The organism is Micromonospora solifontis (assembly GCF_003725545.1).
Classification (GTDB): Bacteria; Actinomycetota; Actinomycetes; order Mycobacteriales; family Micromonosporaceae; genus Micromonospora; species Micromonospora solifontis.
Genome location: NZ_RJLN01000024.1, coordinates 24761 through 41200 on the forward strand (window position 1 = coordinate 24761; position 16440 = coordinate 41200).

14 protein-coding genes are annotated in these 16440 nt (G+C 75.1%); 7 read left to right on the forward strand and 7 right to left on the reverse strand.

Annotated elements, in window-relative coordinates:
• Positions 1-323 precede the first annotated feature (323 nt).
• Positions 324-830, forward strand: a complete 507-nt coding sequence (locus EFE23_RS11145) for an inorganic diphosphatase (protein ID WP_123240824.1) — start codon at positions 324-326, stop codon at positions 828-830.
• Between the two features lie 58 nt (positions 831-888).
• Here EFE23_RS11145 and eccD read toward each other — a convergent pair whose 3' ends face one another.
• Complete coding sequence (gene eccD / locus EFE23_RS11150; RefSeq protein WP_123240825.1) at positions 889-2289, reverse strand: type VII secretion integral membrane protein EccD; 1401 nt, start codon at positions 2287-2289, stop codon at positions 889-891.
• A 100-nt stretch (positions 2290-2389) separates the two neighbouring features.
• On the opposite strand from eccD, the gene eccCa reads away from it, so the two are divergent.
• From eccCa to EFE23_RS11170, 4 genes are all read left to right on the forward strand, one after another.
• Positions 2390-6343 (forward strand): type VII secretion protein EccCa, encoded by a 3954-nt coding sequence (gene eccCa / locus EFE23_RS11155; RefSeq protein WP_123240826.1) that lies wholly within the window; start codon positions 2390-2392, stop codon positions 6341-6343.
• 87 nt (positions 6344-6430) lie between these two features.
• The gene (mycP, locus tag EFE23_RS11160; protein WP_123240827.1) at positions 6431-7741 is read left to right on the forward strand and encodes a type VII secretion-associated serine protease mycosin; all 1311 of its coding nucleotides are present in this window, start codon (positions 6431-6433) and stop codon (positions 7739-7741) included.
• Between the two features lie 44 nt (positions 7742-7785).
• Positions 7786-8571 (forward strand): phosphatase PAP2 family protein, encoded by a 786-nt coding sequence (locus tag EFE23_RS11165; protein WP_123240828.1) that lies wholly within the window; start codon positions 7786-7788, stop codon positions 8569-8571.
• A 30-nt stretch (positions 8572-8601) separates the two neighbouring features.
• Positions 8602-9324 carry a phosphatase PAP2 family protein gene (locus EFE23_RS11170; protein ID WP_123240829.1) on the forward strand — a complete coding sequence of 241 codons (723 nt, stop codon included), beginning with the start codon at positions 8602-8604 and terminating at the stop codon, positions 9322-9324.
• 55 nt (positions 9325-9379) lie between these two features.
• Here EFE23_RS11170 and EFE23_RS11175 read toward each other — a convergent pair whose 3' ends face one another.
• The 6 genes from EFE23_RS11175 to EFE23_RS11200 all read right to left on the reverse strand — a co-directional run bounded on the left by EFE23_RS11175 (position 9380) and on the right by EFE23_RS11200 (position 14696).
• On the reverse strand, positions 9380-10558 hold the full coding sequence (locus tag EFE23_RS11175; protein WP_123240830.1) for a MarP family serine protease: 1179 nt from the start codon (positions 10556-10558) through the stop codon (positions 9380-9382).
• An 87-nt stretch (positions 10559-10645) separates the two neighbouring features.
• Positions 10646-11338 (reverse strand): NUDIX hydrolase, encoded by a 693-nt coding sequence (locus EFE23_RS11180; RefSeq protein WP_123240831.1) that lies wholly within the window; start codon positions 11336-11338, stop codon positions 10646-10648.
• Complete coding sequence (locus tag EFE23_RS11185; RefSeq protein WP_123240832.1) at positions 11335-11946, reverse strand: TlpA family protein disulfide reductase; 612 nt, start codon at positions 11944-11946, stop codon at positions 11335-11337. Before EFE23_RS11185 ends, EFE23_RS11180 begins: the two co-directional genes overlap by 4 nt.
• A complete protein-coding gene (gene nth, locus EFE23_RS11190; protein WP_123240833.1) occupies positions 11943-12722 on the reverse strand; it encodes an endonuclease III in 780 nt (259 codons plus the stop codon). The genes EFE23_RS11185 and nth overlap by 4 nt, the downstream gene beginning before the upstream one ends.
• 61 nt (positions 12723-12783) lie before the next feature.
• Positions 12784-13953, reverse strand: a complete 1170-nt coding sequence (locus EFE23_RS11195) for a CapA family protein (protein WP_123240834.1) — start codon at positions 13951-13953, stop codon at positions 12784-12786.
• An 80-nt stretch (positions 13954-14033) separates the two neighbouring features.
• Positions 14034-14696, reverse strand: a complete 663-nt coding sequence (locus EFE23_RS11200) for an adenosylcobinamide amidohydrolase (RefSeq protein WP_123240835.1) — start codon at positions 14694-14696, stop codon at positions 14034-14036.
• A gap of 131 nt (positions 14697-14827) precedes the next feature.
• On the opposite strand from EFE23_RS11200, the gene EFE23_RS11205 reads away from it, so the two are divergent.
• Positions 14828-15505, forward strand: a complete 678-nt coding sequence (locus EFE23_RS11205) for a Crp/Fnr family transcriptional regulator (protein WP_007073398.1) — start codon at positions 14828-14830, stop codon at positions 15503-15505.
• A gap of 130 nt (positions 15506-15635) precedes the next feature.
• Positions 15636-16379: a metallophosphoesterase family protein gene (locus EFE23_RS11210; protein WP_123240836.1), complete on the forward strand. Its 744-nt coding sequence runs from the start codon at positions 15636-15638 to the stop codon at positions 16377-16379.
• Positions 16380-16440: the final 61 nt, after the last annotated feature.

Below are 16440 nucleotides of genomic sequence, written 5' to 3' on the forward strand. Positions count from 1 at the left end.
CCCCGCCGGGTCGGTGCCGTATCCCGGCGGCTGGGCGCGGCCGACGTGGTCGCTGCCCGGGTTCGTTCCGGGCACCCGGACCCGGCCGGCGGCACCGCCGGCGGTGGGACCTCCGGACTTCCGCCCGTCAACCCCCTCGGGGCGGTAGTGTGAATCTTCCCTCCCCACGACCCCCTCCTCCCCCGCTCCAGAGCGCCCTGGGTGACACTACTTCGGTCCGAACACTATGCGGCGGCCGGAGCCGGCGGGGGTCGTTCACCCGCGCGGGGGGCGGCGCCACTGGTTTCCGTTAGCCAGCGTGGGCAAACGAGGGAGCGTGGAAGATGGATTTCGACGTCACGGTTGAGATCCCGAAGGGTCACCGCAACAAGTACGAGGTGGACCACGCGACCGGCCGGATCCGGCTGGACCGCACCCTCTTCACCTCCACGCAGTACCCGGCGGACTACGGCTTCATCGAGGGCACCCTGGGCGAGGACGGCGACCCGCTGGACGCCCTGGTGCTGGTCCCCGAGCCCACCTTCCCCGGCTGCCTGATCCGCTGCCGCACCATCGGCATGTTCCGGATGACCGACGAGAAGGGCGGCGACGACAAGGTCCTCTGCGTCCCCTACGAGGACCCGCGCCAGGAGCACCTGCGGGACATCCACCACCTGGGCGAGTTCGACCGGCTGGAGATCCAGCACTTCTTCGAGGTGTACAAGGACCTCGAGCCGGGGAAGTCGGTCGAGGGCGCGACCTGGGTGGGCCGCACCGAGGCCGAGGCCGAGATCGTCGCCTCGTTCCGGCGGGCCAAGGAGGCCGAGGAGCGCGGCGAGACGCTGCACTGACCTGATGCGCCGACGGGCCCGGGTCGCTCGGCCGAGCGACCCGGGCCCGCGCGCATGCTCAGCCGAGCAACCCGCGGGCCCGGTCGTAGAGGTCCAGCACCGCGCAGGCCACCGGGACCACCGAGACCACCAGCGCGGTGTCGGCCAGGTCGGCCAGCCGGCCGAGGTACGGGGAGACCGGTCGCCGGGCGTAGGTGACGCCGGCCGCCACGGCGGTCAGGGCCAGCAGCAGCCCGCCGGCGGCCAGCACGAGCCCGCCGGTCGGGCCGACGGCCCCGGCGAGGACCGCGCCGAGCAGGGCGTACCCGGTCAGGCCGGCGGCCACCGGGGGCACCCGGTGGCGGACCGCCACGAAGAGCCGGGAGCGCAGCAGCAGCACGGCGCAGCCGACCGCCGCCAGCAGCCGACCGGCCGGCCCGCCGGTGCCGGCCAGCACCGCCGTGGCGGCCACCGCCAGCACGGCATGCCCGAGCAGCAGCCCGCTCAGCACCTCCTCGGTCCGGGCCACCGCCGCGTGCACCCGACCCTTGTCCGGCAGGTCGCGCCCGGCGGGCGCACCGGTGGGGGTGGCGGCGGGCAGGGTGATCGGCGGCAGCGGCACCTTGCCCAGCCGGATGGCCAGCAGCGGCAGCCCACCGAGCGCGAAGACCAGCACGCAGAGCAGCACCGCCGCGGTGCCGGCCGGGTCGAGGAGAAGCCCGCCGAGGGCGGCCGTCGCGCCCGTGAGGCCGGCGGTCGCGCCGGCCACGAAGACCCGGCCGCGGCTCGCCACACCGAGCAGCCCGAGCACCGAGACCAGCAGCAGCGCCACCGAACCGGCGAGCAACTCGGGTGCGCCGACCCAGCGCAGCGGGGCGAGCGGGCCGACCGGGTCGCCGGTGCCGACCGCCAGCGCACCGGCCGCGGCGGCCCAGGGCAGGGCGTACCCGCCGAGGGTGGTGCCGGTCGGGCCGTCGCCGTACGCCCGGGAGGCGGCGGTGCCGGCGAGCACGAGCAGCAGCGCCACCCCGGCCGCGACGGGCCACCCGACCCGCGCCCCGGGGCCGGCGGCCAGTACGGCGAGGAGCCCCACGGCCAGCGGCACGCCCGCCCCGACCAGGGTTGCCGTCCGGGTGGCCGCGGGCGACCAGGCGGCGCCCCGGCGGCGGGCCCCGTCGGCGATCGCCTCGACCACGTCGTCGTACTCCAGCTCGGGCCACTCCGCCCGGGCCGGCACGAGGTGCAGCACCTCGCCGTCGCGGACCCCCTGGGGGAGCAGCGCCTGCGCGGTGGCCAGCACCACGCCGTCGGTACGGCGCAGCACCCAGCCGCCGTGCCGTTCCCCGTCGTCGGCCAGCCCCTCCCCGGCGTGCCGGAGCACCTCGGGCAGCAGCTCGGCCAGCGGAACCTGTTCCGGCAGGGCCACGTCCAGCCGCCGCTGGGGAGCGCTGATGGTGACCCGCGCCAGCCCGGTTGTCATCGAGGTTTCTCCATATCGAGCGGGACGGGTGACTGACGGATGACAGGACTTTACCTACCATGAGCCAGGCTCGGGTTACCGAGAGCCACGGGGAGGCGGAATGTCCACTGTCGTCATCAAGCGGCCGCCGCGCCGCCCGGCGCCGGAGATCCCGGCCGGTGAGCTGCCCGTCGAGGCGCCGCCGGAGATCCCCGCGCTCGCCGGGGGGCGCTGGCAGCAGGCGCTGATGGTGCTGCCGATGCTGGGCGGCACGGTGGCGATGGCGATGATGTTCGGCCGGGGCGGCGGGACCTACTCGTACGTGGTGGGCGGGATGTTCGGCCTCTCGTCGGTGGCGATGCTGGTCACGTCCTGGGGCGGCGCCGGCCCACGCAGGTCCGAGATGATGGCCGCCCGCCGGGAGTACCTGCGCCACCTGGCCGCGCTGCGCCGCCGGGTCCGGGAGACCGCCGGGGCGCAGCGGGCCGGGCTCTACTACCGGCACCCCGACCCGGGCCGGCTCTGGTCGACCGTGGACAGCCACCGGGTCTGGGAACGCCGGCCGGGCGACCCCGACTTCGCCGTGGTCCGGGTCGGGGTCGGCCCGCAGACCCTGGCCACTCCGCTGATCCCACCGGTCACCCGGCCGCTGGAGGAGCTGGAGCCGATGACCGCGGGAGCGCTGCGGCGCTTCCTCGACGCGTACTCCGTGGTGCCGGACCTGCCGGTGGCCCTCTCCCTGCGCAGCTTCGCCCGGGTCTTCGTCCGTGGTCCGGCCGGCGGTCCGGCCGCCGGCTCCCCGGCCGCGCAGGGGCTGGCCCGGGCCGTGCTCACCCAGCTCGCCGTCTTCCACGCCCCCGACGAGCTGCTGATCGCCGTCTGCGCCGGCCCGGAGCGGCGGGCGGCCTGGGAGTGGGTGAAGTGGCTCCCGCACGCCCACCACCCGAGCCGCACCGACGCGCTCGGACCGGTCCGGCTGGTCACCAGCTCCGCCGTCGAGCTGGAACGGCTCCTCGACGACGTGCTGGCCAGCCGGTCCCGGTTCAGCCCGGCCGGCCCGGCCACCGACGGGCCGCACGTGCTGGTGCTGCTCGACGGCGGCGACCTGACCGGGGCGACCGACCTGGCCGGGGACGGTGGCATCGACGCGGTCACCGTGCTCGACCTGGACACCCCGCCGCCCCGCCTGCTCGACCGGTACGCCCTCCTGCTCGACCTGGCCGACGGCCGCCTCCACTCGCACTCCGCCGAGGGGCACGCCGAGGTCGGCACCGCCGACACGCTGGAACCCGCCGACGCCGAGGCGGTCGCCCGCCGGCTCGCGCCGCTCCGGCTCGCCGGCCCGGTACGCGGACCGGACGCCCCGCCCGGCGCCGAGCCGGGCCTGCCCGAGCTCCTCGGCATCGGCGATCCGGAGAGCTTCACCGCCGAGCAGGGCTGGGCGCCCCGGGCGGCCCGGGACCTGCTGCGGGTGCCGATCGGGGTGGGTGCCGACGGCGGCGCGATCGAGCTGGACCTGAAGGAGTCGGCGCAGGACGGCATGGGCCCGCACGGCCTGCTCATCGGGGCCACCGGCTCCGGCAAGTCGGAACTGCTCCGCACCCTGGTGCTCGGGCTGGCCGCCACGCACAGCTCGGAGCAGCTCAACTTCGTGCTGGTCGATTTCAAGGGCGGCGCCACCTTCGCGTCGTTCGAGCGGCTGCCGCACACCGCGGCGGTGATCACCAACCTGGCCGACGCGCTGCCCCTGGTCGACCGGATGGTCGACGCGATCAACGGCGAGCTGACCCGCCGGCAGGAGCTGCTCCGCCGGGCCGGCAACTTCGCCAGCCTGCGCGACTACGAGCGGGCCCGGGCCGCCGGCACCCCGCTCGCCCCGCTGCCGTCGCTGCTGCTGGTCTGCGACGAGTTCTCCGAGCTGCTGTCCGCCAAGCCGGACTTCATCGACCTGTTCGTCCAGATCGGCCGGTTGGGCCGGTCGCTCGGGGTCCATCTGCTGCTGGCGAGCCAGCGGTTGGAAGAGGGGCGGCTACGGGGGCTCGATACCCACCTGTCGTACCGGATCGGGTTGCGCACCTTCTCGGCGCTGGAGTCCCGGACGGTGCTCGGGGTGCCCGACGCGCACGAGCTGCCCCGCACCCCCGGGCACGGCTACCTGCGCTCGGGCACCGACCCGCTGGTCCGGTTCAAGGCCGCGTACGTCTCCGGTCCGGTCCGCCGCCACGGCGCGACGGCGGGTGCGGCCGGCGGCGGCGTCCCGCGGCTGCTCACCTTCTCCACCCACCTGCTGCCGGTGCCCGAGCCGGCCGCCCCGGCCGCGCTCCCGGCCGAGGAGGCCGGCGCCGAGAGCCTGCTCGAGCTGGTCGTGTCGCGGCTGGCGGGGCAGGGCCCGCCGGCGCACCAGGTCTGGCTGCCGCCGCTGGACGCCTCCCCCGCCCTCGACGAACTGCTCGGTCCGGTGGGCGTCGACCCGGGACGCGGCCTGACCGTGGCGAACCCGGAGCTGCACGGTGCCCTCCAGGTGCCGGTGGCGATGGTGGACAAGCCGCTGGAGCAACGCCGGGACCTGTTCTGGCTCTCCCTGGACGGGGCGGCCGGGCACGTGGCAGTGGTGGGGACCACCCGCAGCGGGCGGTCCAGCCTGCTGCGCACGATCGTCTGCGCGCTGGCGCTCACCCACACCCCGGCCGAGGCACAGGTCTACTGCCTCGACTTCGGCGGTGGGCAGCTCGCCCCGTTGCGCGACCTGCCGCACGTCGGCGGGGTGGCCGGGCGCACCGACGACGCCGCCGTCCGCCGGACCGTCGGGGAGATCGTCGGCCTGCTCGCCGAGCGGGAGCGGCGGTTCGCCGAGGCGGGGGTGGAGTCGGTGGCCGCCTGGCGCCGGCGGCGGGCCGCCGCGCTGGCCGGCGGGCAGCCGGGCACCGACCCGTTCGGCGACGTGTTCCTGGTGGTCGACGGCTGGAACATCCTGCGCGGCGACTACGACGACCTGGAGCCCCTGGTCACCGAGCTGGCCACCCGGGGGCTGGCCTACGGCGTGCACGTGGTGGCCAGCGCGCTGCGCTGGTCGGACTTCCGCCCGGCGATCCGCGACCTCTTCGGCTCCCGGGTGGAGCTGCGCCTCGGTGACCCGTCGGACACCGTGGTGAGCAAGCGGCAGTTCGCGGCGGCCGTGCCGGAGGGGCGGCCGGGGCGTGGCATCACCGCCGGCGGGCTGCACTTCCTCGCCGCCACGCCCACCGTCGCCACCCTCGGCGGCGAGACGACCGACCTGGTGAAGGCGGTCGCCGGGGCCTGGACCGGACCGACCGCGCCCCCGGTACGGCTGCTCCCGCCCGTGCTGGCGTACGCCGAGCTGGACCGGAGCGCGACCGGCGGGCTGGCCTTCGCGATCGGGGTGGCCGAGGCGGACCTGCGTCCGGTGGTGCTGGACTTCGCGGTCGAACCCAACTTCGTGGTCTTCGGCGACGCCGAGTGCGGCAAGTCGTCGTTCCTGCGGGCGCTGGCCACCTCGATCGTCGAGCGGTTCACTCCGGAGCAGGCCCGGGTGATGCTGGTGGACTACCGGCGCAGCCTGATGGGCACCATCGAGACGCCGCACCTGATCGGGTACGGCACGGCCGCGCCGCACACCGCGGAACTACTGGAGTCGGCGGCCGGCTACCTGCAGGGGCGGCTGCCCGGGCCGGAGGTCACTCCGGCGGAGCTGCGCAGCCGGTCGTGGTGGACCGGGCCGGAACTGTTCGTGCTGGTGGACGACTACGACCTGGTGGCCGGCGGGCCGACCAACCCGCTGCGCGCGCTGGAGGAGCACCTGCCGCACGCCCGGGACGTCGGGCTGCACCTGGTGCTGGCCCGCCGCGCCGCCGGCTCGGGCCGGACCTCGTTCGAGCCGATCATCCAGCGGCTACGGGAACTCGCCACGCCGGGCCTGGTGATGTCCGGCGGACCGGAGGAGGGCGCGCTCGTCGGGCAGGTGCGGGCCGGACCGCTGCCGCCGGGCCGGGGCCGCCTGGTCACCCGGCGCGAGGGTGTCCGGCTGGTGCAACTGGCCTACCTGCCGCCGGGGTGAGTGGTGTCACCGAGTTGCACCGGGCGGCGGGCCGGAACCGGTAATCTCCGAGCAGCATGGTCTTGTCGCGATGAATGGCTGGGAAATGTGACCAGGGATCGGCAGGGGGCTCCGACGGCGGTCCGACGTTTCGTCGGGCGGGCGCTGGTCGGTGCGGCGGCCACCCTGGCCACCGTGGCCGGTCCGGTGGCGCCCGCCGCGCACGCCGCCACCGTGGTCCGGGAGCCGGCCTGGGTGGCACCGGTCGAGTCCCCGGCCCGGGTCGACCAGGTCCGGGCGGAGCAGTGGCAGCTCGACCAGTTGAACGCGCGGGCCGCCTGGCGGTCGTCGACCGGGCGCGGCGTGGTGGTCGCGGTGGTCGACTCCGGGGTGGACGGTTCCCATCCGGACCTGGCCGGGCAGGTGCTCCCCGGCATCGATCTGGTCACCCCCGGCGGCTCCGACCGCCCGGACCCGGTGGGGCATGGCACCACCGTCGCTGGCCTGATCGCCGGGCGCAACGACGACGACCGTGGGGCGGTCGGCCTCGCGCCGGACGCCAAGATCCTCCCGGTCCGGGTGCTCGACGACGAGAACCGGTACGACGACGCGTTGATCGTCGCCAAGGGGGTGCGCTGGGCGGTCGACAACGGCGCACGCGTGATCAACCTGTCCCTCGGCGGCAGCGGGGACAGCCCCGCCCTGGCGGCCGCCCTCGACTACGCCTTCGCCCGGGACGTGGTGGTGGTCGCCTGCACCGGCAACCTGGCCACCTCGACCAGCCGCAAGGTCTGGTACCCGGCCCGCGAGCCCGGCGTGATCGCCGTCGCCGGGCTGGAGCGCAACGGCAAGGACCTCTGGTCCGGCTCGATCACCGGGCACGAGACGACTCTCACCGCCCCGGCGACCGCGCTCTACGGCGCCCGCCCCGACGGGTACTGGCGGGTGCAGGGGACGAGCTTCGCCGCACCGCTGGTCGCGGCGACGGCCGCGCTGATCCGGTCCCGGTATCCGAAGATGGCCGCCGGTGACGTCGTCAACCGGTTGATCAGCACCGCCAAGGACCTCGGCCCCACCGGCCGGGACGACCGGTTCGGCTACGGGCTGGTGGACCCGGTGGCCGCCCTCACCACCGACGTGCCGTCGGTGGGGGCCAACCCGCTCGACGACAACGACTCCCCCGGCGTGGTCGGCTTCGGCCCGGCCCCGGGCGCCGACCGGGCGGCCTCGGCCGCCGCCGGGCAGGGCGGCGACCCGTTCTACGCCGCGCCCCGGCAGCCGGCGAAGTGGTCGGCCCGGGCGGCCGGCGAGCCGACCGACCCGGCGCCGGAGCGGCTCTGGACCGGCCTGGCCCTCTTCGTCGCCCTGGTCACCGGTGCGGCGCTGGTGATCCGCCGGTTCCGCCAGGCCCGTCGGTGACCCGACCGGTCTGACCGGCCCCTCCGCTGGGTAGTGGACGACGTATGAACAGCGTGGGCTTCGAGCGGCGGCCGTCCTGGCGGGCCGCGCGGCTGGATCCGGACCGTTCGCTGGGGCTGCGCCTGACCCTGGCCGCCGTCGCGGCGTTCCTGGTGCTGGTGCCGTTCGCCCTGCTGGCGCTCCTGGTGCTGGGGGCGTGGCCGCCGCTGTTCCGGCTCGACGCCGCGATCACCGACGCGCTCCACGGGTACGCGCTGGACCACCCCGCCTGGGTACGGGTGATGAGCCTGTGGACCGACGTCTTCGCCCCCGGCCCGCTGCGGGTGGCCGCCGCCGTGGTGGTGGGCTGGCTGTTCCTCCGCCGGGCCCCGCGGGTGGCGCTCTGGGTGGCCACCACGATGACCGTGGGCGGGCTGCTCGGCGGGCTGCTCAAGCTGCTGGTCGGGCGGCACCGCCCGGACCTGCTCGACCCGGTGGCCCAGGCGGCCGGATACTCCTTCCCGTCCGGGCACGCGCTGAACGCCGCCCTGGCCGCCGGCGTGCTGCTGCTGGTCTTCCTGCCGTACGCCCGGGACCGGCGCGGGCTGCGGTGGGGGTTGTGGACGGCGGCGGTGCTGCTCGCCGTGGTGACCGGGCTCAGCCGGATCGCGCTGGGCGTGCACTGGACCAGCGACGTGGTCGGCGGCTGGTTGCTCGGCGCGGCGGTGGTCGCCGCCACGGCCGCCGCCTTCACCACCTGGCGGACCCGGATCGGCCGGCCGGTCCGGACCACCCGGGAAGGGGTGGAGCCGGAGTTGGCCGAGCCGGGCCCGAACGGACCGCACGCGTAGTTCGAGCCCGACCGGGGTAAAGGGCGGCCCATGTCCGATGTCGTGGTCCAGGTCGCCAGGCGGATCCTGCTGCCGATGGCCCTGCTCTTCTCCGTCATGGTCGCGCTGGGCCTCCTGGTCACCCGGGTGCTCGCGAAGTCCTGGCCGTTCACCGTCGAGGACACGGTGAACCGGGAACTCGCCGCCGACCGGACGCCGGGGTGGAACGACGTGTCGCTGGTGTTCAGCACGCTGGCCAGCACCCAGCTGATCGTGGTGGTGACCGTGCTGGTCGCCCTGGTGCTGCGGCTGGTGCTGCACCGCTGGCGGGAGCCGCTCTTCCTCTGTGCGGCGGTGAGCGCGCAGGCGCTGATCTTCCTCTTCACCACCATGGTCATCGACCGGCAGCGCCCGGCCGTGGAACACATGGACAGCTCCCCGCCGACGTCCAGCTTCCCGTCCGGGCACACCTCGGCGGCGACCGCGCTCTACGTCGGCATCGCCGTGCTGCTGGCGCTGCGGGCGCGGAGCACACCCGCCAGGATCGCCTGGTGGAGCCTGCTGGTCGTGGTGCCGGTCGGGGTGGCGCTCACCCGGATGTACCGGGGCATGCACCACCCCAGCGACGTGGTGGCGTCCTTCCTCAACGGCGGCACCTGCGTCGCGATCATGGCCCGTGCGGTGCTCGACCGGACCCGCACCTGGGACCGGGCCAAGCTGCCGGTCGGCCGCTCCGGCGACGACGTGGCCCCGGCCGCCGCGTCCGCCGGCTGACGCCGCCCCGCCGGCGGGGGACGACCGCCGTTCCGGTCGGCCGCCGCCGCCGGGCTCAGGTGCAGTCGCCGGTGCCGACCCCCCGGGTACGCTCCGCGCCGGCCAGCGCCACCGGCCGGGCCTCGGCGGAGGTCACCGCGAAGCCGGTGTTCGGGTCGTCCGCCGCCGCCGCGAAGATCACGCCGAGCACCAGCCCGTTCGAGGAGACCAGCGGGCCGCCCGAGTTGCCGCTGCGGACCAGCGCCCGGATCGTGTAGATCTCCCGGGTCACGTCGCCGGACGAGTAGATGTCCGGGCCGGTGATCCGGTCGACGTCCCGGATCCGGGCCGGACGCGCGTCGTACGGGCCGTCGAGGGGGAAGCCCAGCACGATGGCGTCCGCCCCGCTGCCGGCCTGGCCGGCGGCGAAGCGCAGGGACGGGCCGGGCAGCCCCGGCACGTGCAGCACGGCCAGGTCCCGCTCCGGGTCGTAGACGACCACCTCGCCGTCGTACCGCTCGCCGCGCAGCTCGACCGCCACCGAGCGGGTGCCGGCCACCACGTGCGCGTTGGTCATAACCCGGTCGTCCGCGTAGACGAAGCCGGAGCCCTCGATCCGGCGGGCGCAGCTCGGCGCGGAGCCCAGCACCTTGACCACCGACCGCTGGCTGGTCTGCACCACCTGGGAGCCGGCCAGCGCCGGGTCGGGCGGGGACACCTGGCGGGCCCGGGTCGGGGCGAGATCGCCGAAGACGTCCGGGAAGCCGTTGGTGTCGACCGTGTCCCGCAGCGCCGTGGAGAGCTCCTGCGCCTTGTCCGGCAGGACCCGGTCGACCACGGTGAGCAGGGCGCTGTTGCGGACCGAGGAGGCCAGCCAGGGCAGCGACGAGGAGCCCAGCGGCACCGCCACCAGCCACGCCACCAGCATCACCGCGAAGACCGAGACGAGTGCGCCGCCGACGTCGTCGAGTCGTTTGGCCAGCTCGTTGGTGATCGTCTGGCGCAGGTGCGAGCCCAGCCAGCCGGCCAGCGCCTGGCCGAGCACGGCGAGGCCGAAGACCGCGACGAGCGAGATCAGCACCCGGGTGCCGCTGTCGGCGAACTGCCGGGCGATCAGCGGGCCGACCTGGAGGCCGAGGAGCGCGCCCAGGAAGAACCCGGAGAACGACAGCGCCCCGATGACGAAGCCCTGACGGTATCCGCTGATCGCGAACACGAGCATGAGCAGGAGCAGGACGAGATCCACGGCGGACACGCGTCCAGGGTACGGGCACCGCGCCCGGAAGACCCTGAGCGCTCGCTGAACGTGACGCTCAGGTACGCGCCGGTGAGCTGCCCCGGCTCAGCGGACCGGGGTCTCGTCGACCGCGTCGGTGCCGGCCGAGGGCGCCGGGGTGGCGCCGGTCGGGGGCAGCTCCACCACCCGGGAACGGGGCCACGGGCGGGCCCAGCCGCCCATCTCCAGCAGCGTGTTCAGCACCCCGGCGGTGAATCCCCAGACCAGCATGCCGCGGACCGAGAAGGCCGGGCCGATCCAGCCGCTCGGGTGGCGGACCCGCATCCGGTTCTCCGGGTCGACCAGTTCGGCCACGGGCAGCCGGGCCACGTGCGCCACCTCGGCCGGCTCCCGGGGGTGCACCGGGTGCGGCGCGTGCCACCAGCCGAGCACCGGGGTGACCACGAAGTCGCTCACCGGGATCCAGAGCTTCGGCAGCTCGGCCAGCACGGTGACGCTGCCCGGGTCGAGACCGACCTCCTCGTTCGCCTCGCGCAGCGCGGTGGCGCTGGCGTCGGCGTCCTCCGGGTCGGCCGCGCCGCCGGGGAAGGCCGGCTGCCCGGCGTGGTTGCGCAGGGTGGCGGCGCGCTGGAGGACCAGCACATCCGGACCGGCGGCCGGCTCCTCGCCGAGCAGCACCAGCACGGCGCTCTCCCGGCCCCCGCTCTCCGGGGTGGTGAGCCGGGTGAAGTCCTCGGCCCGGGCGGTGCCGAGCCGGCCGAGCAGCGGGTCCAGCCAGCCCGGCGGCTGCCTGGTCATGTGGCGACCTCCACGCCGAGATGCTGGCGGACCAATTCGGTCAGCCGGGCGTCGTCCAGCGCGCCGGTCGAGTCGGTGTGCCGGATCCGGCCGTCGGCGCCCACGAAGACGGTCAGCGGGAACGCGTTCCGCTCCAGCGCCCGCTCGAAGGCGTCGCCCTGGTCGACCAGCATCGGGAAGCGGACGCCGAAGTCCTCGCCGATCGACTGCGCGCCGCCGCGGCTGTCCCGGCTGTTCACCCCGATGACCTGGAACCGCCCGGCGGCCCGCTCGCTGAGCCGCTGGAAGGCGGGCAGCTCCTTGCGGCAGGGCGGGCACCAGGACGCCCACACGTTGATCACCGCCGGGCCCTTGACATCGCGCAGCGCCACCGGCGTCCCGCCGGTGAAGCAGGAGAGGGTCAGCTCGGGCAGCGGGTCGCCCGGCTTACCGGCCGGCGTGGCGGCGGCCGAGGCCGGTGCGGCGGTCAGCGTGGCGCAGTCGGCGAACGGCGAGGGCCGCTCGGCACGGGTGGCCGGGGCCGGGCCGGCCGCCTCCCCACCGGTGCCGGTGCAGCCGGCCAGCGCCAGCAGCACCGGGACGAGCAGGTACGCGAGTCGACGGTTCACGGCACGTCCGCCGCTGCCGCCTGCTGCGGGACCAGGTCGGGGTCGATGCCGACGGCGGCGGCGAGGTCCCGGGCGCGCGGGCCCTTGAGCAGCTTGACCGCCGCCACCGGGTCGGTCGGCCCGGTGCCGTACGACGGGCAGAGCTTGACCAGCGTGCAGGCGCCGCAGGCCGGTTTGCGGGCGTGGCAGACCCGCCGCCCGTGGAAGATGATCCGGTGCGACAGCATCGTCCAGTCGCGCTTCGGGTACAGCGCGCCGATGGCGTGCTCGATCTTGACCGGGTCGGTCTCGTCGGTCAGCCGCCACCGCTGCACCAGCCGCTGGAAGTGGGTGTCGACGGTGATGCCGGGGACGCCGAAGGCGTTGCCGAGGATCACGTTGGCGGTCTTGCGGCCGATGCCCGGCAGGGTGACCAGGTCGGCCAGCTTCCCGGGGACCTCGCCGCCGTACCGCTCGCACAGCTCACGGCCCAGGTTGATCAGAGAGCTGGTCTTGTTGCGGTAGAACCCGGTCGGCCGGATCAGCTCCTCCAGCTCGGCGCGGTCCGCGCCGGCGTAGTCGGCGGCCGTGCGGTAGCGGGCGAAGAGCTTCGGGGTGACCTCGTTGACCTTCTTGTCGGTGCACTGCGCGGAGAGGATGGTGGCGACCGCCAGCTCCAGCGCGTTGGAGTGGTCGAGTTCACAGTGCGCGTCGGGGTGCGTCTCGGTCAGCGCCCGGCCGATCCGCCGGGCCCGGCGGGTGCGACCGAGGTCGGTCTCGGGGGTACGCGTGGTCACGCCGGCCAGCCTACGTCGCACGGCCGACGTCCCGGCGCGTCCACGCCCGGCGGAGGCCGGGTCAGGCGCCGGCGTCGGACGGCGGGCTGATCCGGCCGGCCTCGTCGAGCCGGGCCCCGGACTTCGGGAAGTCGCTGCGGGTCACGTCGCGGACCAGGCCCAGGCCGCGGTGCTGCCGGTCGATCGACGGGCGGCCGACGGAGTTCATCGCGGTGGAGGTGAAGGTGCCGCCGGCGAAACTGCCGTCCGCCTTGAGCGAGACCTTGAGCACCCCGCCCCAGCCGAGCCGACCGGAGGGGTTCAGCGACCGCCCGCCGCCGGCGAAGTTGCCCAGGCTGTACGCGATCAGCCGGCCCTTGTAGAACTCCATGCCGCGCAGCACGTGCGGACCGTGCCCGACGACCAGGTCGGCGCCGGCGTCCACCACGGCGTGGGAGAACTTGATCGGGTCACCCCGGTTCTCGCCGAAGAACAGCTCGGTGCCCGGCTTCACCCGGCTCTTGTCGGCACCCTCGGCGCCCATGTGCACCTGCACCACGACCACGTCGCCCATGGTGGCCGCCTTCGCCACCACCCGCTTCGCCGACTCGATGTCGACCAGGCTGTTGGACCAGACGTACGACGAGAAGCCGGCCACCGCCACCTTGACGCCCTCGACCTCGACCACGGTGATCTGGTCCGGCGCGCCGGTGTGCTTGAGCCCGTGCTCCTCCAGCGCGTGCTGGGTGTTCTCGTAGCCCTTCGGGCCGTAGTCGTAGCCGTGGTTGTTGGCCTGGTTGAGCAGCTCGAACCCGGCGTCCTTGAGGTGCGCCGCGTAGTCCGGCGGGGCCCGGAACTGGAAGCAGTTCTTCGGGCTCGGCCCGCACTTGCCGGTGCCGGTGTCCTCGGTGAGCGGCTCCTCCAGGTTGCCCATCACCAGGTCCGCCTTGAGCGCGGCCTTGACGTCGTCGAAGAAGCCCTCGCCGTCGTCGGCCGGAAGCCGGGACGGGGCGTTGCCCATGATCACGTCACCGGTGGCGGCCAGCGAGATCGCCTTCCCGGTCTCGCCCACCGGCTCGGCCGGCTGCTCGCCCTCGGCCGGGCCGCCGCTCGCCGCCGCGCCCGGCTGCCAGGCCGGCGCGTCCTCGGCCTGCGCGGCGCAGCCGGCGGCGAGGAGGGCGGCGAGCAGGGCGGCGAGGGCGGCTGCCGGCCGGCGCCACGGGCGGGACACGGAAAGGGCGGGAGCATACATCGCCCGCGACGCTACCGTGCGGAAACGTCGCCGACGACGTCCGATCGGCCGGAAAACTTGTTCGGGTCGTGGGTGACCGCTCAGCCTGGCCGCCGGTCGGACCACGGCACGACCGTGCCCGCGCCGCCGGCCAGGACGGCCGCGTGCACCGCCCGCGCCAACGGCGCACCCCAGGTCGACCGGGGACCGCCGTACGGGGCCGGGTCGCCGTCGGCCGGGCAGAGCACGGTGACCGCGTCCGTCGGGGTGCCGGTGGCCGGCAGCCCCAGCTCCCAGATCGCCTGCGCCTTCGCCTCGGTGGCCGTGGCCACCGCGTTGACCAGGGCCGCCTCGCCGAGCCGCACCGGGACGTACCCGACGATGTTGACCGTGCCCACCCGCTGGACCGGGGTGGCGGGCGCGGGCGCGGCCGCCCAGACCGGGGTGCCGAGCCCGACGGTCGCCCAGACCCGGACGCCGCCGTCCGCGCGGGCCACCACCTCGGTCACGTCGACCCCGGTCAGCAGGCCCACGCCGGGTCCGTCCAGGCCCAGCCCGTCGGCCAGCTCGGCCAGGTGGTCGGTCGGGTCGTCCCGGTCGTACGACATGGGCACGGTCGCGTTGACCACCCACCGGCGTACGCCGATCCCGCCGCCCAACGGGGCGGAGCTGACCGCCAGCAGCGGCTCCCCGGTACGCCAGACCAGTAGTGGGACGTTCCACCCGTTCTCGCGCCGGGTGGTCAGGTACGGCTCGCTCAGCACACCCCGCAGCCTATGATCTACCGGGGTGCACCTCTGATTCCTGCTCACGTGCGCCTAGACTGGCGGCGCGCGAGGGATCAGCGGACGGCGGACCCGGCCGACCGGACGGCACGCGCAGGCGGAGGGGCGCGATGGACGAGGTACTGGCCCGCAGCGGGATCTTCCAGGGTGTCGACCCGGAGGCTGCCGAGGCGCTCGCCAAGGAGATGGAGACGATCGAGGTCCGCAAGGGCGAGGTCGTGTTCAACGAGGGCGAGCCCGGCGACAGTCTCTACATCCTCCTGTCCGGCAAGATCAAGGTGGGTCGCCGCGCGGCGGACGGCCGGCAGAACCTGATCGCCGTGATGGGCCCGTCGGACATGGTCGGCGAGCTGTCGCTCTTCGACCCCGGCCCGCGTACCGCGACGGCCACCGCGGTGACCGACACCCGCCTGGTCCGGCTGCGCAAGCAGGCGCTGCGGCCCTGGCTGAACAACCGGCCCGAGATCGCCGAGCAGCTGCTGCGGGTGCTGGCCCGCCGCCTGCGCCGGACCAACGACTCGCTGGCCGACCTGATCTTCACCGACGTGCCGGGGCGGGTCGCCAAGAACCTGCTCCAGATGGCCGGCCGGTTCGGCACCCGCGACGGCGGCGTGCTGCGGGTGACCCACGACCTGACCCAGGAGGAGATCGCACAGCTCGTGGGCGCCTCCCGGGAGACGGTCAACAAGGCGCTCGCCGACTTCGCCTCGCGCGGCTGGCTGCGGCTGGACGGCAAGAGCATCATCATCCTGGACCCGGAGCGCCTGGCCCGCCGCGCGCGGGTCTGACCCGGCTCCACCGCACCGTCCCGGCCCGGACCGCGCATCGCGCGATCCGGGCCGGTCTTGTGTCAGCGGCCGCTCTCTGCCCGGCGCAGAATCCCTGGACTCGGGCGCCGGCTCCGGTGAGGGTGGGGCGATGTTCGAACGTGTCGCCATCCTCTCCGACATCCACGGCGCGCTGCCGGCGCTGGAGGCCGTCCTGGCCGAGCCCGACGTGGCCGCCGCCGACCTGATCGTGCTCACCGGTGACATCGCGGACGGCCCGCAACCGGTCGAGGTGCTGGACCGGCTCGCCGCGCTCGGTGACCGCGCGCTCTGGGTCGGCGGCAACGGCGAACGGGAGCTGGTGGCGGCCCACGCCGGCCACCCGGCCTCGTACGACGTCTCCAACTGGGCCGCCGCCCAGTTGCGGGAGGATCAGGTCGCCCGGCTGGCCGCGCTGCCGCCGACCGCCACGCTCTCCGTCGCCGGCCTCGGCGAGGTGCTTTGCTGCCACGCGACGCCCCGGGACGACGAGGAGATGGTGCTGGTCGACTCGCGGCTCGACCGCTGGGCGGAGGTCTTCGCCGGCCTGCCGGCCGAGGTGGGCACCGTGGTCTGCGGCCACACCCACATGCCGTTCACCCGGCTCGTCGACCGCCGCCTGGTGGTCAACCCGGGCAGCGTCGGCATGCCGTACGGCGGGGACGGGGCCTGGTGGGCGCTGCTCGGCCCGGGCGTGCAGCTGCGCCGGACCCGGTACGACGTGGACGCCGCCTGCGCCCGGGTGGCCGCCGAGTCGGGCTTCCCGGACGCCGCCGCCTGGGCCGACGAGTACCTGCGGTCGCGGAACAGTGACGCCGACGCCCTCGCCGTCTTCGGGCCCCGCGACGGGCGCTGACCGGCAGCCGTCGCCGGAGGCGGGCCGCGCTCGATCCGGGAAACAGTGGCCTTCACGTCCC